Annotated in this window: 19 protein-coding genes; 16 read left to right on the forward strand and 3 right to left on the reverse strand. The window is 62.2% G+C overall.

The genetic code is table 11. The features are described 5' to 3' along the window. Positions 1–65: 65 nt before the first annotated feature. The 3 genes from ACVWNW_RS07870 (at position 66) to ACVWNW_RS07880 (ending at position 2,616) form a co-directional block, all read left to right on the forward strand. Positions 66–530 carry an alcohol dehydrogenase gene (locus ACVWNW_RS07870; protein WP_454482100.1) on the forward strand — a complete coding sequence of 155 codons (465 nt, stop codon included), beginning with the start codon at positions 66–68 and terminating at the stop codon, positions 528–530. After that, complete coding sequence (locus ACVWNW_RS07875) at positions 527–1,513, forward strand: prephenate dehydratase domain-containing protein (protein ID WP_454482102.1); 987 nt, start codon at positions 527–529, stop codon at positions 1,511–1,513. The genes ACVWNW_RS07870 and ACVWNW_RS07875 overlap by 4 nt, the downstream gene beginning before the upstream one ends. Before the next feature lie 65 nt (positions 1,514–1,578). After that, on the forward strand, positions 1,579–2,616 hold the full coding sequence (locus ACVWNW_RS07880; protein ID WP_454483440.1) for a prephenate dehydrogenase: 1,038 nt from the start codon (positions 1,579–1,581) through the stop codon (positions 2,614–2,616). On the opposite strand, the gene ACVWNW_RS07885 is transcribed toward ACVWNW_RS07880, so the two are convergent. Then, positions 2,606–2,878: a DUF6725 family protein gene (locus ACVWNW_RS07885; RefSeq protein ID WP_454482104.1), complete on the reverse strand. Its 273-nt coding sequence runs from the start codon at positions 2,876–2,878 to the stop codon at positions 2,606–2,608. The genes ACVWNW_RS07880 and ACVWNW_RS07885 overlap by 11 nt on opposite strands. Before the next feature lie 78 nt (positions 2,879–2,956). Between ACVWNW_RS07885 and ACVWNW_RS07890 the strand changes: the two genes are divergently transcribed. The 13 genes from ACVWNW_RS07890 (at position 2,957) to acnA (ending at position 22,363) form a co-directional block, all read left to right on the forward strand. After that, positions 2,957–3,928, forward strand: coding sequence for a tyrosine recombinase XerC (locus ACVWNW_RS07890; protein ID WP_232339324.1), 972 nt, complete (start codon positions 2,957–2,959; stop codon positions 3,926–3,928). Positions 3,929–4,065: 137 nt separating this feature from the next. Then, a complete protein-coding gene (locus ACVWNW_RS07895) occupies positions 4,066–5,745 on the forward strand; it encodes a peptide ABC transporter substrate-binding protein (protein WP_454482106.1) in 1,680 nt (559 codons plus the stop codon). Positions 5,746–5,938: 193 nt separating this feature from the next. Next, on the forward strand, positions 5,939–7,609 hold the full coding sequence (locus ACVWNW_RS07900) for a peptide ABC transporter substrate-binding protein (RefSeq protein WP_454482108.1): 1,671 nt from the start codon (positions 5,939–5,941) through the stop codon (positions 7,607–7,609). Between the two features lie 129 nt (positions 7,610–7,738). Further along, on the forward strand, positions 7,739–9,400 hold the full coding sequence (locus tag ACVWNW_RS07905; RefSeq protein ID WP_454482110.1) for a peptide ABC transporter substrate-binding protein: 1,662 nt from the start codon (positions 7,739–7,741) through the stop codon (positions 9,398–9,400). A 190-nt stretch (positions 9,401–9,590) separates the two neighbouring features. Then, a complete protein-coding gene (locus tag ACVWNW_RS07910) occupies positions 9,591–10,517 on the forward strand; it encodes an ABC transporter permease (protein ID WP_015021632.1) in 927 nt (308 codons plus the stop codon). A gap of 31 nt (positions 10,518–10,548) precedes the next feature. Further along, entirely contained in the window at positions 10,549–11,538 is a 990-nt protein-coding gene (locus ACVWNW_RS07915; protein ID WP_454483442.1) for an ABC transporter permease, read from the forward strand. An 11-nt stretch (positions 11,539–11,549) separates the two neighbouring features. Continuing rightward, positions 11,550–13,547 (forward strand): dipeptide ABC transporter ATP-binding protein, encoded by a 1,998-nt coding sequence (locus ACVWNW_RS07920; protein WP_454482112.1) that lies wholly within the window; start codon positions 11,550–11,552, stop codon positions 13,545–13,547. Positions 13,548–13,584: 37 nt separating this feature from the next. Next, the gene (locus tag ACVWNW_RS07925) at positions 13,585–14,433 is read left to right on the forward strand and encodes a DUF3710 domain-containing protein (RefSeq protein WP_454482114.1); all 849 of its coding nucleotides are present in this window, start codon (positions 13,585–13,587) and stop codon (positions 14,431–14,433) included. A gap of 4 nt (positions 14,434–14,437) precedes the next feature. After that, positions 14,438–15,124 (forward strand): DUF3159 domain-containing protein, encoded by a 687-nt coding sequence (locus ACVWNW_RS07930; protein WP_110425098.1) that lies wholly within the window; start codon positions 14,438–14,440, stop codon positions 15,122–15,124. Further along, positions 15,117–16,403, forward strand: coding sequence for a class I SAM-dependent RNA methyltransferase (locus ACVWNW_RS07935; protein ID WP_198207093.1), 1,287 nt, complete (start codon positions 15,117–15,119; stop codon positions 16,401–16,403). The genes ACVWNW_RS07930 and ACVWNW_RS07935 overlap by 8 nt, the downstream gene beginning before the upstream one ends. A gap of 1 nt (position 16,404) precedes the next feature. Beyond that, a complete protein-coding gene (locus ACVWNW_RS07940) occupies positions 16,405–17,049 on the forward strand; it encodes a substrate-binding domain-containing protein (protein ID WP_198207091.1) in 645 nt (214 codons plus the stop codon). Further along, on the forward strand, positions 17,033–19,519 hold the full coding sequence (locus ACVWNW_RS07945; protein WP_454482117.1) for an HAD-IC family P-type ATPase: 2,487 nt from the start codon (positions 17,033–17,035) through the stop codon (positions 19,517–19,519). The genes ACVWNW_RS07940 and ACVWNW_RS07945 overlap by 17 nt, the downstream gene beginning before the upstream one ends. A 111-nt stretch (positions 19,520–19,630) precedes the next feature. Next, positions 19,631–22,363, forward strand: coding sequence for an aconitate hydratase AcnA (gene acnA / locus ACVWNW_RS07950; RefSeq protein WP_454482119.1), 2,733 nt, complete (start codon positions 19,631–19,633; stop codon positions 22,361–22,363). 51 nt (positions 22,364–22,414) lie between these two features. On the opposite strand, the gene ACVWNW_RS07955 is transcribed toward acnA, so the two are convergent. Both ACVWNW_RS07955 and ACVWNW_RS07960 read right to left on the reverse strand, forming a co-directional pair. Further along, the gene (locus tag ACVWNW_RS07955; protein ID WP_454482121.1) at positions 22,415–23,218 is read right to left on the reverse strand and encodes a Bax inhibitor-1/YccA family protein; all 804 of its coding nucleotides are present in this window, start codon (positions 23,216–23,218) and stop codon (positions 22,415–22,417) included. A 98-nt stretch (positions 23,219–23,316) separates the two neighbouring features. After that, positions 23,317–23,454 carry a hypothetical protein gene (locus ACVWNW_RS07960; RefSeq protein ID WP_261254253.1) on the reverse strand — a complete coding sequence of 46 codons (138 nt, stop codon included), beginning with the start codon at positions 23,452–23,454 and terminating at the stop codon, positions 23,317–23,319. Positions 23,455–23,477 lie beyond the last annotated feature (23 nt).

Raw genomic sequence — 23,477 nt, forward strand, 5'->3', positions numbered from 1 at the left:
TATCAAAATCAGATCAGTCCGACCCGGCCGCCCCATGGTGACCGGGTCGGACTAGTCTTGAATCCATGAAGTCTCAGGTTTCCAAATCCAAGGACCAGACCGTCTCCCATTCGACGGGGGAGTCTGGCAAGGCAAGTCCCTTCCGTTGCCTGCTTGGCCTGCCCATCGGGCTGGCGGTGGGCGTGCTAGGGACTCTGGTCCAGCGCTCCGGAGCCGCTCAGGGTCTGCCTTGGGGGATGGTCCTGGCCTATCTGCTGGTGGCCCTGGCCGCCTGGTGGGTTCGTTGCGATAGCGGCATCATGGGCCTGGCCCTGCATCTGGTGGCCTCCACGGTCACGGTCTGGCTGCTCTCCATGCGGGGGCCGGGCGGCGATGTACTCATGCCCTATGCCAACTTCCCTACATTCTTTGCCAAGTATGCGGTCTTCCTCTGGATGGGCGGGCTGGTCCTGATCCAGACCTTGGCCATCTGCCTGCCGGCCTCCTGGTTTTCTGACGGCCCCTTGCGTCGTCAGGGGCGATCCGCATGAGCCAGGCTCTGTCAGAATCACCGGCGACTCTGCCCGACCGTATTCCCCTGCACTTCCTGGGACCCGTGGGGACCTTCACTCATCAGGCCGCCCTTGAGGCCGCCAACCTCATGGCAACAAGGCTGGGCTGCCAGGCGGATCTGAGGCCCTGTACGGATGCGGCTGCCATTGTGGCGTCCGTGGAGGAGGGCCAAGGCTGGGGAGTGCTGGCCTGGGAGAACAACGTTGAGGGCCATGTGGTGCCCAACATGGACGCCTTGATTGACGCTCAAGCGGTAGCGGGCTTCGGCATGGTCCGCCTGCCCATTGTCTTTGACGCCTTCGTCCGGGCTGATCATGGCCGCCTGCGCCAGGTCGGTGCCCATCCCCACGGACTGGCCCAGTGCAAGGGCTTCATCAAAGAGACCGGCTTCAATCCGGTGCCGGCCAATTCCAACGCTGCCGCCTGCCGTGATCTGGGCTCCGATCAGGTGGCTCTGGGGCCGCGCATCTGCGGGAGCCTCTACGGGCTGGAGACCTATCGGCGTGAAGTGCAGGACTATCAGGGGGCCCGAACCGACTTTCTTCTGTTGGCTCCCCGGGATCAGGCCGCGGGGCTGGCACGCCGCCTGGCGCCGGGCGGTGATTTCGAGTCCATCATCACCTTTATTCCCCTGAATACGGGGCCGGGTGTGCTGGCCAACCTGCTGGACCGTCTGCGCGATGCAGGCCTGAACATGACCTCATTCATGTCCCGGCCCATCAAGGGGCACGACGGGACTTACAGCTTCGTAGCCAGCATCGATGCCGCACCATGGCAGAAGGGTCTGCATCAGGTGTTGGCCGACCTGCTGGAAAGGGGAGACTGGCTCAAGACACTGGCGGTTCATCCGCGCACCCCGCATCCAGCCCCACCCATTCGTGAATGGATGTTGCCCAGGGCGGGGGCCTTCCGGGGTGAGGACCCCGATTCCGAAACAATCAGCAAGGAGTTGTTATGGTAGATGAATCCGCGCCTTTCCCACATATGGACCTGTCTGGGCCCGAGCACATGCACCCGATAGCAGGCATGGCCGCCTCGCCGGTGCTGACTTCGGCCCACAAGATTGCCATTGCGGGGCTTGGTCTAATCGGCGGATCGCTGGCCCGACGCCTGGCCGCCCGGGGTCGATTCGTGATTGCTTGGAACCATAACGACCGTCCCTACGAGCAGGCCCGCAGCCAAGGGATCCATTGTGTGGACACCTTGGAGGAGCTGGCTAAGGGCAAAGCAGACGTGCTGGTACTGGCCACACCCTTGCGTGCCATGCCCGACGTGCTCAAGGTCTTGGCGCCGGTGCTGACCCGTGGTACCACCCTGACCGACGTGGGCAGCGTCAAGGGTCCGGTCCGTTGTCAGGTCGAACAGGCAGGTCTGGCCGATCGTTATGTAGGCGCCCATCCCATGGCCGGCAGCGAAGGTTCCGGCTATGAGGATTCGGACCCGGCCCTCTTGGAAGATGCCCTCTGGGCCCTCTGCGTCGATGAGCATACGGATTACAGCCGCTTTTTGACGGTGGCCGACATGGTCACCCAGGGGCTGGGCAACCGGCTGATTGCCCTGGACGATGCCACTCATGACCGGGCTGCGGCACTGATCTCGCATATGCCTCATGTGGTGGCCACCGCCCTGGCCAACATGCTGACGAGATCGTCTGACCGTCGTGTGGCCTCGGCTCTGGCGGCCGGATCCTGGCGGGACATGACCCGTGTGGCCCTGACCGACCCGGAGCGGACCCGGGCCATGGTGGAGGAGAACGCCGACCAAGTGGCCGATCTTCTGGATGTCCTGGTCGAGAATCTGCAGAGCATAGCTTCTCTTTTGCGGGACCAGGAGCCAGAGGCCGATGAAAAGCGTCAGGACTTCTTCCTTCAGGCCGATCCCTTCCGGCGCTACAAGGCAGCCATGGTCGACCAGGAGCAGATGTCCGCAACTGATTTGGAATTGGATCCGCAGGAGGGCAACTGGCGGCAGGAGCTGCTGGATTCGGCCTTGCGCGGTGAGCAGGTCTCGGCCTTCCTGACCACCAGCAGGGCACGGGTGCTGCACCCACCGGTCATCGACTGAAATTCTGGGGGTCCGGGCGAGGTGAACGGCGTTCCGGAACCGGCTTCAGTGCCACCATGTCTTCTGCTTGGATGGTCACGCGCTCCCCGGGACGCGATCCGTTGGCCGCTGGATCCCTGTCCAGGATCAGCCGCCGTCCGTTCCAGTCAACCACATGCCCTATGTAGTCGCGGAACTTGGGCCTTCCGTCTTCCGGGTCTGGCCCCAGAGCAATCCTGACCACCAGCCGCGCTCCGGCCGGTATGGTTGCTGGCAAACGCATGGCCATCCACCTCCTGGATCAGTATCACCTGCGGCTGCGACGAGGACGAAAGCGCCTAGACTGTATTGCACATACTGCATGGAGATGAAAGGCAGCCAAGCGAAGGGAGTGCCCGCAGTGGACCAGGATTTGCAGGACTTCACCGACTATCTTTCCCGGGTGGCAGGCAAGAGTCCCAACACCGTGCGCTCCTACCGGGCCGACTTGGCGGGCTTTCTGCACCTGATGCATCTGCATGGCATTGATGACCCCTCGCAGATCGATCTGGCCACTATCAGGTCCTGGCTGGCCCACGAGGCATCGACCCACGCCCGCTCGACCATGGCCCGAAAGACGGCCGCACTGAGGTCCTTTTTTGGCTGGCTGAGCCGGCACGGCCGGATCCAGGCCGACCCCACCCTGGCCCTGAGCAGTCCCAAGCAGTCCGAGCACCTTCCACGGATCCTGACACACGATCAGGCTCGCACCCTGATGGATACGGTCGACCATAGTTCGGTTGAACCCCAGGAGAATGAGAAAGTTCAGGCGGCCCTACAGGTGCGTGATGCCGCCATGCTGGAACTGCTGTACGCCACGGGTATGCGTGTTGCCGAGCTCTGCGGACTGGACTTGGATGATGTGCACCAACACAGCCGCACTGTAAAGGTCCTGGGCAAGGGTTCCAAGGAGCGGGTTCTGCCATATGGTCTTCCCGCCGATCGTGCGCTGGATCGCTGGCTGGGGGAGGGGCGGCCGGTCCTGGCGGGTGCAACGGCCAAATCGGCCCGCAAAGCAGGTCAAGCCCTCTTTCTGGGTCAGCTGGGCGGCAGGGTTGGCCAGCGGCAGGTCCGCAAGGTGGTTCATCAGGCGGCTGGTAAGGCCGGGGTTCCCGACATAGCCCCCCATGCCCTTCGTCACTCGGCAGCCACGCATATGCTTGATGGGGGAGCCGACCTGCGCGAGGTTCAGGAGATGCTGGGTCACTCCTCCCTGCGGACCACCCAGCGTTACACCCACGTCTCCATCGAGCAGCTGCGGGCCCGGTACAGGCAGGCTTTTCCACGGGCTTGAGATTCGGCAAGTGAGACAAGACTTGTCTTGGGAAACATCCTGGTATCAGAATGTGGCGTATCGCAGCCTACACGTCAGTCAGGAACCTTCGAAGTGTACGCGCGACATTGAGAACCGGCAAAAGGGGAGCAGTAGCAATGAAAAAGGGCTCAAAGCTAACGCTCGTATCCGCAACCGTCTGTGCCTTGGCACTCTTGGCCAACGGCTGTGGCAGTGGCAGCAGCGGTACCAACACCGAGGGTGCCGAGCAGTCGTCCAGCACCCAGTCCAGCAACAACGCCGTGGTCTCGGTCCACGGATGCGAACCGGCCCAGCCGCTCATTCCCAGCGGCACGGCGGAGAGCTGCGGCGGGCAGGTCGTTGATGCCATCAACTCCAGACTGGTCCGCTTCGACGACCAGGGCAAGGCCCACAATGATCTGGCCTCGGAGATCAAGGGCAACGATGACATGTCCCAGTACAAGATCACCCTTGCTAACGGACGCAAGTTCTCGGACGGCACTCCTATCAACGCCAAGTCCTTCACCAGGGCCTGGTCCTGGGCTGCCAATGTGAACAATGGCCAGCTGAATGCCAGCTTCTTTGCCAACATCAAAGGCTTTGAAGATCTGCAGAAGCAGGGTGTGCCTGCGGATGCCCAGTTCTCCGGATTGAAGGTCATCGACGACAAGACTTTCACCGTGGACCTCATCTCGCCCTCGTCCACTTTTCCCATTCAGGTGGGCTACGGCGCTTTTGCGCCGCTGCCTGAGTCCTTCTACAAGGATCCCAAGGCCTACGGGGAGAACCCGGTCAGCTCGGGTCCCTACAAGTTTGAGTCCTGGCAGCACAACGCCATGGTCAAGCTTCGCAAGAACAGCGATTACGGCGGGGAGGTCAAGGTTCAGAACGGCGGCATCGACTACAAGGTCTACACTGATATGGGTTCGGCATATTCCGATGTGCAGGCAGGCAACCTGGATGTGATCGACAGGATTCCAACCTCTGCTGTCAAGACTTTCATGACCGACAGCATGGTGCAGAGCTATAACAAACCCGGTTCCGGCCTGCAGATGTTCACCATCCCCACCGCCATGGAACACTTTGGGCAGGATCAGGAGGGCCACCTGCGCCGTCAGGCCATCTCCATGGCAATTGACCGCAAGATGCTGATTGACAAGGTTCTGGGCGGTCTGGGTGTGCAGCCCACCGACTTCACCGCACCGACTATCCCAGGCTATGCCAAGCACCTCAAGGGTTCGGACAACATCAAGTACAACGCCAAGAAGGCCAAGGAGTACTGGGCAAAAGCTGATGCCATCAGCAAGTGGCCTGCTGACAGGAGCTTCCGGATGCTCTACAACGCCGATGGCGGTTCCAAGGACTTCTATGACGGCATGGCCAACTCCATCAAGAACACGCTGGGCATCAAGGCCGAGGCCACCCCTGTGCCCACCTTCAGTGAGTTCCGTGGCAACATCAAAAAGCGCCTTTACAATGATGCGGCCTTCAGATCCTCCTGGTCGCCTGACTATCCCTCGCCTGAGAGCTACCTGATGAGCAACTTTGCCAGCTCTGCGGCCGATGGCAACGGGTCCAACGACGGCGATTACAAGAATCCCAAATTCGACTCGTTGCTGAAGCAGGCTGCCAAGGCCAAGGACACCAGTGAAGCCAACAAGTTCTTCCAGCAGGCCGAGGAGATCCTTTTGCAGGACATGCCTGCGGTGCCACTCTACAACCCCACCAACAATGGCGCCTCCGCCAAGAGGGTCCATGGGATGCGTCTGGGCTGGGACGGTTACCCGATCTTCGCGGAGCTTTCCAAGGACCAGTGATGACAAGTAGCTGCGGGCCTGAGACCGGCTAATGAGATGAGACTTGCCTTACGAAACATCTTCGTACCAGAATATGGCGTATTGTGGCTTACACGTCTGTCAGGGATCTTTGAGGTTCGGTCATCCTAGTGTCCTTGGTTGGAGACGTTATGTTGACACTCAGCAAATTATATAAATATAGGGAGTAGCAGCAATGAAGAAAGGTTCACAGCTTACGCTCGTGTCCGCGACCATCTGTGCTTTGGCGCTTTTGGCAAGCGGCTGCGGTGGTGGTTCAGACACCAAGGGCGCACAGCAATCGTCCAGCAGCCAGTCAGGCAACAATACCGTCGTTTCGATCCATGGGTGCGAGCCTGCCAAGCCGCTCATTCCCAGCAACACAGTGGAGAGCTGCGGCGGGCAGGTCGTTGATGCCATTAACGCCAAGCTGGTCCGCTTCGACGACCAGGGCAAGGCCCACAATGATCTGGCTTCAGAGATCAAGGGCAACGATGACATGTCCCAGTACAGGGTCACCCTGGTTGACGGGCGCAAGTTCTCGGATGGCACTCCCATCACGGCCAAGTCCTTCACCAGGGCCTGGTCCTGGGCAGCCAATGTGAGCAACGGCCAGCTGGGCTCCAGCTTCTTCGCCAACATCAAGGGTTATGACGATCTGCAGAAGCAGGGCGCGCCCGCGGACGGGCAGTTGTCCGGCCTGAAAGTTGTGGATGACAAGACCTTTACCGTGGATCTGAGCTCGCCCTCGTCCACCTTCCCCATCCAGGTGGGTTACACCGCCTTCGCGCCGCTGCCTGAGTCCTTCTATAAGGACACCAAGGCCTATGGGGAGAACCCGGTCAGCTCGGGTCCCTACAAGTTTGAGTCCTGGCAGCACAACGCCATGGTCAAGCTCCGCAAGAACACCGCCTACAAGGGCGATGTCAAGGTCCAGAACGGCGGCATCGACTACAAGGTCTACACCGATGTCGGTTCGGCATACTCCGATGTGCAGGCAGGCAACCTGGACGCGATCGATACCGTCCCCACCTCGGCCCAGAAAACCTTCATGACTGACAACTTGGTTCAGGGCTACAACAAGCCTGGTTCCGTTCTGCAGATGTTTACCATCCCCACCACTATGGAACACTTCGGCCAGGATGAGGAGGGCCACTTGCGTCGTCAGGCCATCTCCATGGCTCTGGATCGCAAGATGCTGATTGACAAGGTTCTGGGCGGTCTGGGGGTGCAGCCCACCGATTTCACCGCGCCGACCATCCCTGGCTACTCCAAGAATCTCAAGGGCTCCGATAATTTGAAGTACAACGCCAAGAAGGCCAAGGATGCTTGGGCCAAGGCCGATGCCATCAGCAAGTGGCCTGCTGACAAGAGTTTCCAAATGGTCTACAATGCCGACGGCGGTGCCAAGGACTTCTATGACGGCATGGCTAACTCCATCAAGAACACGCTTGGGATCAAGGCCGAGGCCACTCCCGTACCCACTTTCAGCGAGTTCCGTGGCAACGTCAACAAGCGCGCCTACAAGGATGCGGCCTTCCGGTCGGCCTGGTCACCCGACTATCCTTCTCCTGAGAGCTATCTGTTGAGCAACTTTGCCAGTTCTGCGGCCGATGGTAACGGGTCCAATGATGGCGATTACAAGAACCCCAAGTTCGATGATCTGCTAAAGCAGGCAGCCAAGGCTAAGGACACCAGTGAGGCCAACAAGCTTTTCCAGCAGGCTGAGGAGATCCTTCTGCAGGACATGCCTGCGGTGCCGCTCTACTACGCCAATAACAAGGGAGCGTCTGCCAAGAATGTGCAGGGATTGACTCTGGGCTGGAACAGCTATCCAAACTTCGCGGAGTTAACCAAGAAGAAGTGATGATCGTGCCGGAAACGGCATAATCCGTCGTCGCTGACCCGGCCGGATCCACACCAAAGCGGATTCGCGCCCGGGTCTTATGTACTGGCAGCGGATTCGGGAAACCAACTAAAGGAAAGAGCAGTATATATGAAGAAGCAATCGGCCCTGACCATTGCTGCCGCCGGACTGTGCGTCATGGCGCTCACGCTGGGCGCCTGCGGCGGTTCCGGCGGATCCGACTCCTCAGCCAAGGGGACCAACGGTGGTAGCTCGGATGCCATGATCTCGGTCTTCAACCCGGAGCCGGCCAATCCACTCATCCCCAGCATGACCAACGAGGTGGGCGGCGGCAACCCCATCGACGTCATGTTCTCCAAGCTGGTCCGCTTCGACGACAAGGGCAAGCCAGCCAACGAGATCGCCAAGCAGATCAAGGCCAACGAGGACAACACCCAGTACACGGTGACCATCAACGACGGCTGGAAGTTCTCGGACGGCACCCCGGTCACCGCACAGTCCTTCACCAAGGCCTGGTCCTGGGCATCCAGCATCGCCAACAAGCAGCTGGGATCCAGCTTCTTCGCCAACATCAAGGGCTATGACGATCTACAGAAGGATGGCACCCCTAGTGATGCCCAGTTGTCTGGCCTTAAGGTCATCGACGACAAGACCTTCACCGTGGATCTGACCTCGCCCTCCTCCACCTTCCCCATCCAGGTGGGCTACACCGCCTTCGCGCCGCTACCTGAATCCTTCTACAAGGACACCAAGGCCTTCGGCGAGAAGCCGGTGACCGTGGGACCTTACAAGTTCAAGTCCTGGGAGCATAACAAGTCCATTAAGCTGGTCAAGGATCCTTCATACAAGGGCGGCGTCAAGGTCAAGAACGGCGGCGTTGAGTTCCGCGCTTACACCGATGCCACAGCAGCCTACCGCGACGTTCAGGCCGGCAACTTGGACGTGCTGGATACCCTGCCTGCCTCGGCTCGCAAGACCTTCCAGACCGACAACACGGTCCAGGCCATCAACGACCCGGGCTCGGTCATCCAGATGTTCACCATCCCGACCTACATGAAGCACTTCGGCCAGGATCAGGAGGGCAAGCTCCGTCGCCAGGCAATCTCCATGTCCATCGACCGGCCAACCATCATCAAAAAGGTGCTGTCCGGAACCGCCAAGGAGGTCCACGACTTCACCGCCCCAGTCATCCCCGGCTATTCAACCAGCATCAAGGGATCCGACGTGCTCAAGTACAACCCGTCCAAGGCCAAGGAGCTCTGGGCCGAGGCCAACAAGATCTCCCCATGGGGCGAGGGCGACACCTTCAAGATCGCCTACAACGCCGATGGTGCCCACAAGGAGATCTACGACGCCGTCACCAACTCCATCAAGAACGCCCTGGGAATCCAGTCTTCAGGCAATCCTCTGCCTACCTTCAGCGAGTTCCGCTCCAATGTGCAGAACCGCAAGTTCACCGACTCGGCCTTCCGCTCCGGTTGGCAGCCTGACTACCCCTCGCCTGAGAGCTATCTGTCCAGCAACTTCGCCAGCTCGGCCGCCAATGGCAACGGGTCCAACGACGGCGACTACAAGAACCCCGAGTTCGACGACCTGATGAACAAGGCAGCCTCCGCCAAGGGTATTGACGAGGCCAACAAGATCTATCAGCAGTCCGAGGAGCTGCTCTTCCGTGACCTGCCCGCAGTCCCGCTCTACTACCAGAATTCCAACGGCGTGGCCGCCAAGAACATCAAGGGATTCTCCTTCAATTGGAAGGGTGTTCCCGCTTACTACAACATCAGCAAGTGAGGTGGCGGGAGCCTGAATCCCGCACCTTAAAACTGACACCGCCCGGGCCGGCGCGGAAGGATTTACTCCGCGCCGGCCCTGGTGTTCTTACACCCCTGTTGAGGTGTGCTGGTAGACTCAAACAAGAATTTTTGCGGCGGCCCCGATCCCCATGCCGATCCCGGTCGCGGATGACAAAGGAGAATAGCCGATGGGAAAATATCTTCTGCGACGTATTCTGCAGATGATCCCCGTCGTTCTCGGCACGACACTGCTGATATACGCGCTGGTCTTCGCGCTTCCTGGTGACCCTGTGGCCGCCATGTTCGGGGACAAGCCGGTTAACCAGGCCGTTGCCGCACAGATACGTTCGGAATATAATCTCGACAAGCCCTTCATCGTGCAGTATGTGCTCTTCCTGAAGAACGCGCTAACACTGAACTTCGGTAACACTTTCGCCGGTCAGCCCGTGATCAGCGTAATCGGCAGGGCCTTCCCGGTAACCATCAAACTGGCCCTGATGGCCTTCGTCTTCGAGGGCATCTTCGGTGTGATCTTCGGCATCATCGGCGGCCTGACCAAGGGCAAGTGGTCGGACAACATCATCCTGGTCCTCTCCCTGCTGCTGATTTCGGTACCTACCTTCGTCACCGGCTTCATCCTGCAGTACTTGTTCGGGGTCAAATGGCATCTGCTGCCAGCCACGGCCGGGGCCAATCCGGGCTTTATTGATCTGCTCATGCCGGCCGTCGTGCTGGGGTCGGTTTCCATGGCCTCCATCATCCGTCTGACAAGGACGGAGATCACCTCTAACATCTCCGAGGATTACGTACGCACGGCCCGGGCCAAGGGCATGAGCAACCGGTCCGTCATCGTGCGGCACGTGCTGCGCAACTCCCTGATACCCGTGGTCACCTACCTAGGCGCCGACATCGGCGGACTCATGGGCGGAGCCATGATCACCGAGCGCATCTTCAACATCCAGGGAGTGGGCAACACCCTCTACCAGGCCATCCTGAGGGGCGAAGGCACCCTGGTGGTTTCCATCGTGACCATTCTGGTCCTGATCTTCGTCATCACCAGCCTCCTGGTCGACCTGCTCTACGCAGTGCTCGATCCGCGAATCCGGTATGCGTGAGGGAGAGGGACCGACTATGAGTGAAACGGCAATGAACGAGTCAAGCGAACAGAACGAAAGCCAGGTCCACGTATACTTCCCGGACCCCCTGCCGGGGCAGGAGCGGTTCGTGGCCCCCATTGACGAGACGCCACTGCGCGAGGTGGATTCGGTGGATGAGGACGTGCCGCCTACCAGCATGTGGGCTGATGCGTGGAAGACCCTGAGACGCAACCCGCTCTTCATCATCTCTGCAATCCTGGCGATTGTGGTCATCCTGGTGGCCCTCTTCCCCAACCTCTTCGCCAAGCAGGACCCCATGGCCTGCAACCTGTCCAACTCTGTGGAGCCAGGTCGGCCGGGACACCCCTTCGGTTTCGACCTGCAGGGCTGCGACGTCTACAGCCGCGTCATCCACGGTGCACGGACCTCGGTGGCCATCGGCATCATGACCACCATCCTGGTCACCGTCTTCGGCGGACTCATCGGCGCAATCGCCGGATTCTTCGGGGGCTGGGTTGACGCAGTGCTCAGCCGCATCACCGACATCTTCTTCGCGATCCCCATGATCCTGGGTGCCATAGTGCTCCTGCAGATGTTCCGTACCTCCACATCACTGTGGAAGATTATACTGACTCTGACTCTCTTCGGCTGGGTCAACATGGCGCGTATCACCCGAAGCGCCGTCCTGGAAGCCAAGAACCTGGAGTTCAATACCGCATCCACGGCCTTGGGCTCCACGCCTCTGCGCAACCTCTTCCGGCATATCCTGCCCAACTCACTGGCTCCGGTCATTGTCATGGCTACCATGTCGCTGGGTAGCTACATCGTCTCTGAGGCCACTCTGAGCTTCCTGGGCATCGGCCTACCCTCCACCGTGGTCTCCTGGGGAGGGGATATCTCGACGGCCCAGAGCCTCCTGACCACCAATCCCTCGGTCCTCTTCTATCCCTCCGCAGCCCTGGCCATCACTGTGTTGGCCTTCATCATGATGGGTGACGCGGTCAAGGATGCGTTGGATCCCAAGAGCAGAACGGCCTGAGTGGAGGAAGCATGACTGAAGCAGACAAGAACATGACCACCAATCAGGAGAATCAGCCCCTGCTCGATGTACGGGACCTGCAGGTGGACTTCACCGCCGATGGGCGCACCGTCCACGCAGTTCGCAATGCCTCTTTCAACGTCTATCCCGGCCAGTGGGTGGCCATCGTGGGGGAGTCCGGCTCGGGCAAGTCCACCTCGGCCATGGCTGTGCTTGGTCTTCTGCCTGGCACCGGCAAAGTGACCGGCGGCAGTATCCGACTCAAGGGTCGCGAGCTGGTGGGCTTGGACCGCAAGGACTACGAGGCACTACGCGGCTCCCAGGTAGGCCTGGTCCCGCAGGACCCCATGAGCAATCTGAACCCGGTCTGGCGCATCGGTTCCCAAGTCAAGGAGGCGCTGACCGCCAACCACATGGATGTCTCCCGGGAGAAGCGCTCCCGGCTGGCCAAGGCTCTGGCTAGCGACGAAGAGGTGAAAGTAAAGAAGTCTGACGACGAGCTCTTCATCTCCTCCAAGGACCTGCCTGGTCTGCTCGAGGCCGCTCGCCAGGCCCTGAGCGACGCCGGGGTTGCCGACGTGGACAAGACCATGGAGGCCATGAAGGCCGAGTGGGATGTGGGTTCCGAGACCCGATGGGGTGTGGCCAAGTCCCTGATCGATGCCGGTGTGAATGACGACAAAGCCTGGACGCTGGCCAAGGAGCATGTGACCGGATCGGATATGGATGACCGTATTGCCGGTCTGCTGTCGGAGGCCGGGCTGCCTGAGGCCGCCACCAGGGCCCGGCAGTATCCGCATGAGTTCTCCGGCGGCATGCGCCAGCGCGCCCTGATCGCTATCGGCCTGGCTTCCCGCCCTGACCTGCTGATTGCGGATGAGCCCACCAGCGCCCTGGATGTGACGGTCCAGAAAAGGATTCTGGACCACCTGCGCAGCCTGACCGAATCCCTGGGCACCGCGGTGCTCTTCATCACCCACGACCTGGGTCTGGCAGCCGAGCGCGCCCAGCACATCGTGGTCATGTACCGGGGTCAGGTGGTGGAGTCAGGGCCTAGCCTGGAGGTCCTGCAACACCCCCAGCACCCTTACACCAAGCGGCTTGTCCAGGCTGCGCCCTCGCTGGCCTCCCAGCGCATCATATCCGCCAAGCAACGTGGTCAGGATGCCGAGGGGCTGCTGGAGCATCATGTCAAGGGCGAGAGCACCCTGGAGCGCAGCGAGCACGTCATCACTGTGGAGCACTTGACCCGCGAGTTCAGGCTGCCGCGTCGTAAGGAGATGTTCAAGGCAGTGGACGACGTCTCCTTCTCGGTCAAGCGGGGAACCACCCTGGCCATCGTGGGGGAGTCCGGCTCGGGCAAGTCCACCGTGGCCAACATGGTTCTGCACCTGCTCAAGCCCACCTCGGGCCGCGTGACCTACGAGGGCCAGGACATCGCCGACTTCGGCAGCCGTCAGCTCATGGAGTTTCGGCGGCACGTGCAGCCGGTCTTCCAGAACCCTTACGGCTCCCTGGACCCCATGTACTCCATCTACCGCTCCATTGAGGAGCCCCTGCGCATCCACAAAATCGGCAACGCCAAGTCCAGGCAGAAGCGGGTCAAGGAGCTGCTGAACATGGTGGAGATGCCCGAGTCGGTCATGGGGCGCTATCCCAACGAGCTTTCCGGCGGTCAGCGTCAGCGCATAGCCATCGCTCGGGCCATGGCCCTGAATCCGGATGTGATCATCTGCGACGAGGCCGTCTCCGCCTTGGACGTGCTGGTCCAGGACCAGGTGCTGCGGCTGCTCAACGACCTTCAGGCCGAGCAAGGTCTGAGCTACCTGTTCATCACCCACGATCTGGCCGTGGTCAGGCAGATCGCCGACGAGGTGGTGGTCATGCAGCACGGTCGGCTGGTGGAGCACGCCACCACCGACGAGGTCTTCGACCATCCGCAGCGCCAGTACACCAAGGATCTGCTGGACGCGATCCCAGGCGGTAAGCTGCGCCTGGGTCTCGACTAGGTATCCTTTGCACAGACTCACAAGGAAATGAGGCATCATGGGATTGTTCGGTTTCGGCAGGAAACGCGCCAAGAGGCAGGCAGAGGAGGACGTCAAGGATGAGGAGGACAAGTCCAAGGGGCTCGACAAGTCCAAGGACGCTGAGGAATCCACTGAGCAATCTGATCTGACGTCAGAGACGGATCGTGACGAGACGGCTGCGAAGCAGGACGAAGCCGAGCAGAGCGGCCAAGGCCCTTGGGACAGCATCGATCCCGAGGCGCCCGACACCGATGAGTACCTGGACATCGGCGCCCTGATGCTTCCCTTCCTGCAGGGCAGCGAGCTGAGGCTCAAGGCCAACTCGCAGACCGGCGACGTGCTGGGAGCCACCATCACCTATAAGTCTTCCAGTCTGGAGTTGGAGCCCTTCGCTGCCCCCAAGTCCCTAGGCCTGTGGGACGAGGTTCGGGCCGACCTGCTAAAGGCCAACCCCTCCTGCAAGGAGGTGGACGGCGTCTTTGGCAAGGAGCTGACCCTGCCTGTCAAGGTCAAGGGCAAGAACCTGCTGACTCGGGTGGTGGGCATCGACGGACCCCGTTGGATGCTGCGTGGCATCTTCTCCGGCCCGGCAGCCAAGGGCGGCAAGGAGAAGGATGTTCTTGACGGTTACCTGGCCGACCTGGTGGTGGTCCGTGGCGATGAGCCTCTGGCCCCTCGTGACCTGGTTCCCATGCATGCGCCCATCACCCCCAATCAGCGCCGCGGGGAAGCTGAAGACTCGGAGTCCAAGGACGATGAGAGCGCGCAGATCCCTGGCAAGCCGGAGGGGCCCTTCGACTCGGACCAGCAGACCGAGGTGAAGACCACACTGTCTCGCGGACCCATGTTCTCGGAGGTTCGCTAAGGCTGTGAAGCAGAAGCATTCCGGGCTGGCAGCGCTGGCCGACGACGATTTCTCCGTCATGGAGGCCATCGGCGGATGGCGGGGGATCGTCGAGTCCCTGCTGCCAGGACTGGTATTTCTGCTTTTCTTCCTGGTGACCGGCCGTCTGGGTCTGACCGTTGCGGTTTCAGCAGCCCTGGCCCTGTTGCAACTCTTGATTCGTCTGGTCCAGCGGCAGTCTTTTCTGGGAGCTCTGACCGGTTTGCTCTCGGTGGGCATCTGCTTGGTGGCTGCATGGTTGACCCGGGATGCCCGCAACTATTACCTGCCAGGATTCCTGACCAACGGATTCTGGATTATCGTTTTGGCCGCCTCACTGCTGGCACGGATGCCCGGCATAGGCCTGCTGGTGGAGTATTTGCGCCGACCCGTCGTCTCAGGCTGGAAGCAATGGCTGGTCTCCTGGCGGGGCGAACCTGATCTGATTCGGGCCTATACCCAGGCCACCTTGGTCTGGATCGCCGTCTTTGCGCTTCGTCTGCTGGTTCAGCTGCCGCTCTACATGGCCGGCTCCGTCGGGTTCCTCGGCGCAGCGCGTTTGATCCTGGGCCTGCCCCTGTTTGCTCTGGGCATCTGGATCAGCTGGCTGCTGATCGGAGGCCCTTATCATCGTCGCCAGGTCGACCAGGAGGTCCATGCCGATCATGACTGAAACCAGGGTTCGTCTGCGCATCGAACGCTATGCCGACCAGGGCCGTTGCGTGAGCCACTTGGAGGACGGCCGGGTGGTCTTCGTCCGCTTTGCCCTGCCTGGGGAGCTGGTGGAGGTTCTTTTGGACGAGCCTCACGGCCGAGCCGGTAGATTCGCCACAGGCGAGACAACTCAAGTGCTGGAGGCCAGTCCTGACCGCCGTGAGCCAGTCTGGCCCCTGGCTGGACCGCTGGCCTGGGGAGGAGGACTGGGCGGCGCCGATTTGATTCACGTGAGCCTTCCCGGTCAGCTGGCTTGGAAGGCCGATCTGATCGGCCAGCAGATGGCCCGGCTGGGTGGGGTGGATGTCCAGGTGCCTGTGGCTCGGGTTCCAGGCGATGAAGAGTTGGGCGGTCTACACTGGAGGACCCGAATCGAGCTGGTGGCCGACGAACAGGGCCGTCCCTCCATGCGTCGGAGGGGTTCGCATGACCGTCTACCGATTCAGACCATGCCCCTTGCTACGCAGGAGCTGCTGAAGCTGGCCGAGGACCTGGGTATCTGGGAAGGCGGCCTGCCCGCCGGTGCACGCATACGCCTGGCCGTGCCACAGTCACGTGATGGGGGACCGGTCGGCGATAACTACGCCCTGCTGGTCAATGGCCGCTTGCGCCAGGGGAGCCGCCTGCTAACAGAGCGGTTGGAGGCAGGGACGGGACCTGAGTACCGGGTCCAGGCTGACGGATTCTGGCAGGTTCACCGTCAGGCTCCGGTCGTACTGGCCAAGGCGGTATTGGACCAGGCTAAGCGGGCCCTGGCTGGGGTCGCTGAGCCGGTTATCTGGGATCTTTACTGCGGATCAGGTCTCTTCACCCTGCCCCTGGCTGCCCTGGCGGACGGACGAGCCCGGCTCCTGGCTGTGGAGGGTTCCGCCGGAGCCATTGCCAGTGCGAAAAACAATGTGAAACGGGCTGGACTGGACCGAGTGGTCCTGCGTCGAGGGGATGTGGCCAAGGTTTTGACTGGAGGTCCGGCCAAGGGACTGGGCCATCCCGACCTGATCCTACTTGATCCTCCTAGAGCCGGCGCCAAGGCTGCGGTCTGTCGACTGCTGGCCGCCAGCGGGGCTGGGACCATCATCTATGTGGCCTGCGATCCGACCAGCCTAGCTAGGGATACGTCCACCCTGATTTCCCTAGGCTATAGTCCCAAGCATCTTGAGGCCTTTGACATCTACCCGATGACCCACCACGTGGAGACGGTGGCGGTCTTCACCCGCACGGCGGGAAGGCGGCGCTGACTTGAACCGCGCCGGGCGGGTCTTGGCAGTGGTCAGGCGGCTCTGCGGTCTGTTGATGGCGGTCGCCCTGTTGGCAGGCTTGCCCATGCTGACCGGCTGTGCCCCAAAGGGCAGGGCAGTGGGCGACTCCTGGAATGATGGCACCGTGCCCCATGACGGTGTCGATCGCTCCGACATACTAGTGGCTTTGATTGGCTGCCCGCAGACAGGTGACAAGGACCCAGATGCCGGTCTTGACAGCCGCATCCTGGCATCGTTGAAAGCGGAGCGTATAAAGGGCTATTTCTCCTCAGCGCAGTCCACTAGCGATCAGCAGGATGGGGTGCAGGACGCCGTCAACCGGGGTGTCAGTCTGATTCTGATCCGTCGGCCCGGGGCCGGGAACTGGACTCCCGTCCTGAAGGCGGCCCGGAAGGCGGGCATCCCTGTGGTAGAGTTCGCTCAAAGCGCCAAGGCTTGGACCCCTGACCCAGGTAGGCTCTACTATGCGGCTACGGTCCACCCGGTGGATCCTGCTGGGCATCCGCACTCGCCTATGTTGGCTGACGCTCTGCAGACCATAGTGGACGACGGGCCGCATGCCAGGATCATGGCCGTGCGCCTGAGCGCCGACCGAGAGGGGGCCGAGGATGAGCACAGGCAGTGAGCAAGAGCCGACAGTGGGCACAGGCTTTCCTGACACTGACCGGCCGGGGCTGAGCTCGCAGGAGGTGGAGCAGCTGAAGGCCCAGGGTCTGGTTAACGTCTCCCAGGACCAAACCTCGCGCAGCCTGGGCCAGATTATCCGTGACAACGTCTTCACCCTCTTCAACGGGATCATCCTGACCGCCATGGTGGTGGTCCTGCTGACCGGGCAGTGGAAGGACGCGGTCTTTGGCCTGATCATCATCATCAACACCGGCATTGGCGTGGCCACTGAGCTCAAGGCCAAGCACACCCTGGACGGACTGTCCATCCTGGTGGCCTCCGATTACACGGTGCGCAGGGATGGGCGCAACTTGACCGTGCCCCACGATGCCATAGTCAAGGGGGACCTGCTCTGGATCCGCTCTGGGGACCAGGTGCCCGCAGACGCGCAGATCATCGACACCTACGGTCTGGAGCTGGACGAGTCCATGCTGACCGGTGAGTCGCGCACAGTCAAGCACAAGCCGGGCGACCAGGTCTACTCGGGTTCCACAGCCGTCTCGGGCATGGCTCTGGCCCAGGTGACCGCCGTGGGCGCCGACTCCTACGCCGCCACGCTGACGGCCAAGGCCAAGGTCTACAAGAAGGTTCGCTCTGACCTGAACGAGGGCATCAACACCATCCTCAAGGTCATGACGGTAGTGGTCATTCCCCTCTGTCTGCTGCTCATCTTCACCCAGATGCGGACCGTGGGCGGCTTCCAGACGGCGCTGGCCACGGGAGCCTGGCGGCAGGCTGTGGTGTCTGCCGTGGCCGGTGTTGTGGGCATGATCCCCGAGGGTTTGGTCCTCTTGACCTCCCTGAACTTCGCCCTGGCCGCCATCCGCCTGGCCCGGCATCAGACCCTGGTCCAGCAGATGGAGTCCGTGGAGACCCTGGCCAGGGTGGATGCCCTGAATCTGGACAAGACCGGCACCATCACCGACGGGGGCATCGTCTATGACGACCTGCACCAGCTGGCCGAGGATCTGCCGGCACAGCAGCTCCGGCAGGCCCTGGTGGACGTCTGCGCAGAGGAGAGCCCTAACGCCACCGGCCGAGCCATCCTCAAGGGGATGGATGATCCGCACCCCGGCAGAGCCGTCAGCCGCCTGCCCTTTTCCTCGGCCCGCAAGTGGAGCGCCGTGGCCGACCAGTCCGGGCGGATCTGGTACTTCGGCGCCCCGGAGGTGCTCCTGGCATCCCAGGCGGGCAGATGGCCCCAGGTGGATCAGCAAGTGGCCGACCTAGCCGACCGCGGCTACCGGGTGCTGATGCTGGCCGCCCCCGATGGGTATCCGAGCACCGACCAGTCTGACTACTTCACCAGCAGTCCCGATCTGCCCGGGAACCTGAAGCCCCTGGCCCTGATCACCTGCTCTGAGCACATCCGCGACGACGCTGCCGAGACCCTGGCATGGTTCCGTCAACAGGGCGTGCGCTGCCGGGTCATTTCGGGCGACAACCCGGCCACGGTGGCGGCCATCGCCAGCAAGGTGGGTCTGACCGGCGACCGGGCACCCCGGGCCATGGATGCCCGTCAGCTGCCTGAAGACACGGCAGCTTTGGCCGAGGTTCTGGAGGACGTGGACGTGCTGGGCCGGGTTTTGCCCGACCAGAAGAAGGCCATCGTCCAGGCCCTGCACTTGAAGGGTCACACGGTGGCCATGACCGGCGACGGGGTCAACGATTCCCTGGCCCTGAAAGAGGCGGACCTGGGCATCGCCATGGGCAATGCGGCGGCCGCCACCAAGGCCGTGGCACAGCTGGTCCTGGTGGATTCGCGCTTCTCCCATCTGCCTGACGTAGTGGCCCGGGGTCGGCAAGTCATGGCCAACATGGAGCGTGTGGCCGGCCTCTTCCTGGTCAAGACTGTCTACTCGGCCCTGATCTCCCTGGGCGTGGTCCTGACCGGCATCCCCTTCCCCTACCTGCCACGGCACATCACCTATATCGGCGCCCTGACCATCGGCACGCCGGCCTTCTTCCTGGCGCTGGCCCACAACACCAGGCGCTACCGGCCCGGCTTCCTCAAGCGGGTGGTTACCTTCGCCCTGCCCTCGGGCATCGCCACGGCTTTCATTGTGCTGGCGGCGGCCTGGAGCCTGCCCGGTCTGCTGGGCCTGAACCTGGCTCGGCCCGGGGATCTGGGACGCTGGCGGTCCGTCTGCGCCATCATTCTCTTCTGCATGGGCGTGCTGGTCCTGACCCAGGTGGCCCGACCCCTGCGCTCCTGGAGGGGCCTGCTGGTCCTCTTCTTCACCGCAGTCGGAGTGATCGGAGCCCTGATTCCCATAGTGGCGCAGTTCTTCGCCATCAGTCTGCCCACCGGTCCTGCCCTGGCCGCCACCGTGGCCTTCGCCCTAGTTGGTGCTCTGCTCATGGTCCTGGCCGTCCTGGGCTATCCAGCATGCGCACGTTACATCCGTCAGGTAACACATGGGCGTTAAGAATGAACCTCAAAAGCACAGATAAGCGTCGCTGACGGCTTGGGGTTCTCCCGCCGCCGGTCCACATGGGCGCAAGGACTAATGCCTGAGCGTCCAAGGAAGGGGTGGTGCATGTCAGAATCCGCACAAGATGCCGGTCGTTCCAAGCTCAAGGTGGGCTCTGAGGAGTTCGAATACTACCGGATCAGCGATTTACCGGGAATCGACCACCTGCCCTACAGCCTGCGCATCCTGGCCGAGAACCTGTTGCGGCACCAGAACGGAACCACGGTGACCCGCGACCAGCTGGATCAACTTCTGGACTGGGACCCCAAGGCCCAGCCCGACAGGGAGATCCAGTTCAGCCCCGCCCGGGTGCTCATGCAGGACTTCACCGGCGTGCCCTGCATGGTCGACCTGGCCACTATGCGTGATGCCGTCAATGTCCTGGGCGACGATCCCTCCCTGGTCAACCCGCTCATCCCTGCGCAGATGGTCATCGACCACTCCGTCCAGGTGGACAGCTCCGGCGTGCCCGGCGCCCTGGAACACAATATGGACATGGAATACCGGCGCAACAGTGAGCGTTACCGCTTCCTGCGCTGGAGCCAGCAGGCCTTCCAGAACTTCCGCGTGGTGCCCCCGGGCACCGGCATCATCCACCAGGTCAACCTGGAGTACCTGGCCCAGGTGGTCATGCGCAGGGACAGGACCAAGGGGGAGGGGCCGGCCCTGGTCTACCCGGATTCCTGCGTGGGCACCGACTCCCACACCACCATGGTCAACGGCCTGGGCGTGCTGGGCTGGGGCGTGGGCGGCATCGAGGCCGAGGCGGCCATGCTGGGCCAGCCAATTTCCATGTTGGTGCCCCAGGTCTTGGGCTTCAAGCTGACAGGATCCATTCCCGAGGGGGTTACCGCCACCGACGTGGTGTTGACCGTGACTCAGATGCTGCGCGAGGTGGGCGTGGTCGGCAGGTTCGTGGAGTTCCACGGCAAGGGCCTGGCCCAGGTCCCCCTGGCCAACCGGGCCACCCTGGGCAATATGAGCCCTGAGTTCGGCTCCACCTGCGCCATCTTCCCCATCGACCGAATCACCTTGGACTACCTGCGTCTGACCGGCCGCAGCGACGAGCATGTGCGCCTGGTGGAGGCCTATGCCAAGGCCAACGGCCTGTGGATGGACCCGGAGGATGCCGACTGCCCCGAGCCCGAGTATTCCCAGGTGCTGGAGCTGGATCTGTCCACGGTGCGTCCGTCCATTGCCGGCCCCCGGAGGCCCCAGGACCGCATCCTGCTGGACCAGGCCCAGCAGACCTTCCATCGGGACTTGAAGGATTACAGCGACCAGGACAGGGACGGCGACGGCGAGGCTGTGCCGGTCAAGAAGGCCGACGGCAGCGAGTTCAGCCTGCGGGACGGGGATGTGGTCATTGCGGCTATCACCTCATGCACCAACACCTCCAACCCCTCGGTCATGGTGGCTGCTGGTCTTCTGGCCCGCCTGGCACGCGCCCGGGGCCTCAAGCCCAAGCCCTGGGTCAAGACCTCATTGGCTCCTGGCTCCCAGGTGGTGACGGACTATCTGACCCGGACCGGCTTGAGCGAGGACCTGGACGCCCTGGGCTTCGAGCTGGTCGGCTACGGCTGCACCACCTGCATCGGCAACTCCGGCCCCCTGGACCCGGCCATTCACCAGGCCATCGCCGATCATGACCTGACGGTGACGGCTGTGCTCTCGGGCAACAGGAACTTCGAAGGGCGCATCAGCCCGGATGTGAAGATGAACTACCTGGCCTCGCCGCCCCTGGTGGTGGCCTACGCCCTGGCAGGCACCATGGACTTCGACCCCTGGCGCGACCCCCTGGGCCAGGACAGCCAGGGCAAACCAGTCATGCTGGCGGACATCTGGCCCTCCCAGGAGGCCATCGAGTCCGTGGTGGGCACCGCCCTGGACCGGGACATGTACCTGCGCGACTATGCGGATGTCTTCGGCGGGGATGAGCGCTGGCGGAAGCTGGAGGTGCCGGAGGGCGAGCTCTTCCACTGGGACCAGGATTCCACCTACATCCGCCGCCAGACCTTCTTCGACGGCATGAAGGCCCAGCCCGACCCCCTGGAGGACATCCATGGGGCCCGGGTGCTGGCCCTGCTGGGGGATTCGGTCACCACCGACCACATCTCGCCCGCAGGGGCCATCAAGGCCGACGCACCGGCCGGCCGCTACCTGCAGGAGCATGGCATAGCCCCCAGGGACTTCAACTCCTACGGCTCCCGGCGCGGCAACCACGAGGTCATGGTCCGGGGCACCTTCGGCAACATCCGCCTGCGCAACCAGCTGCTGGCCTCGGCGGGGCTGGATGTGCGCCCGGGAGGGTTCACCTACGACTTCCTGGACGGTCAGGAGACGACCATCTTCGAGGCGGCACAGGACTACGCCAGGCAGGGCACGCCCCTGGTGATACTGGCCGGCAGTGAGTACGGCACAGGCTCCTCAAGGGATTGGGCGGCCAAGGGCACAAGGATGCTGGGCGTGCGAGCCGTCATCGCCAGATCCTTCGAGCGCATCCACCGCAGCAACCTGATTGGCATGGGCGTGTTGCCGCTGGAGTTCCCAGCGGGTCAGTCGGCCCAGAGCCTGGGTCTGGATGGCCAGGAGACCTATGACCTGATCGGCGTCGATGCCCTGAACAGCTCCCTGCCCGAGCAGGTTCAGGTGCGGGCTCAGCGGCCCGATGGTAGCAAGGTGGAGTTTGCGGCCAAGGTGCGTATCGACACACCTGGCGAGGCCGAGTATTACCGCAACGGCGGCATCCTGCAGTACGTGCTGCGTGGTCTGCTGTCCAGAGCTAACCAGGAAGCCTGAAGAAGATATAAAAAATCCCCGCCACCAATGCCAGGGGCGGGGATTTCCTTGTCAGTTGCGATCGCCGACCAGGTCCAGGATGTAGAGGAAGAGATTGACGAAGTCCAGGTAGAGGTTGAGTGCGCAGAGGATGGAGACTCGCTTGATGGCTTCCGGCCCCTGGCTGCGGTAGGTGGCGAAGATAACCCTGGTCTGTTGGGCGTCGTACATGGTGAGCCCGGCGAAGAGGATGATGCCGATGGCCGAGACCACGCGCAGGGCCGTGTTGGAGGGGGCCACGAAAAGCATGACCACCTGGACCAGGATCAGCATGAGCAGGCCGGCCATGAAGATGGACCCCATGCCCAGCATGTTGCGCCGCGTGGTCAGCCCCAGCATGCTCAGGACGAAGAAGAAGCCTGCGCTGATCACCAGGGTCAGCATGATTGACGGCAGGGAGTAGGTCATGAAGATGGTGCTCAGGGTGAAGCCCATCAGGGCCGCATAGATGTAGAACATGACCCGGGCGGTGGAGGTGCGCATGCGCATAACACGGACGCTCAGGACCATGGCGAAGGCCACCTGGACCACGGCCATGCCGATCCAGCCCAAGGTGCCCGTGGCCTGCATGAAGGCCAAGAGCAGACCGGTCCGAGCAGTCAGGTAGGCGGTCAGGGCGGTGACCAGCAGGCCGACGGCCATCTCCGCATAGGCACGGGACATGGAGACCCGTTCCGCCTTTTCAAAGCTGTATGCTGCGTTGGTGTCGATGGGCGAACCCATGCCGTAGGGTTCACCACCCTGCGTGGTAGGCATCGGTTGCTGTGCGTACTGACTGTATGGGGCCTGCGGCCGCGGATTCCCGTTGAAAGCCATCTGCTCCTCCTTGTCGTTCCCGCCTGTGGCGGATGATCATCTTGTTCAATTCTACATGGCCGGTTTGGCCATATAAAAGGTATTTGCTCTGGCTGGAATCAGGCGAGGATGGCTGCCATGGCGGGATGGTTGCATGCCCACTTCTCGTCGTCGCGGTTGCCCAGCACTTGGCAGGATGGACGTGGTGGGGCGCGGGAGGAGTATCGGCCCCGGGGGGTTTGAGCCTTGACTGGCACGTTCCTCCCTGCTCCCCTGTGTA

It is taken from the genome of Bifidobacterium sp. JNUCC 75 (genome assembly GCF_054819865.1).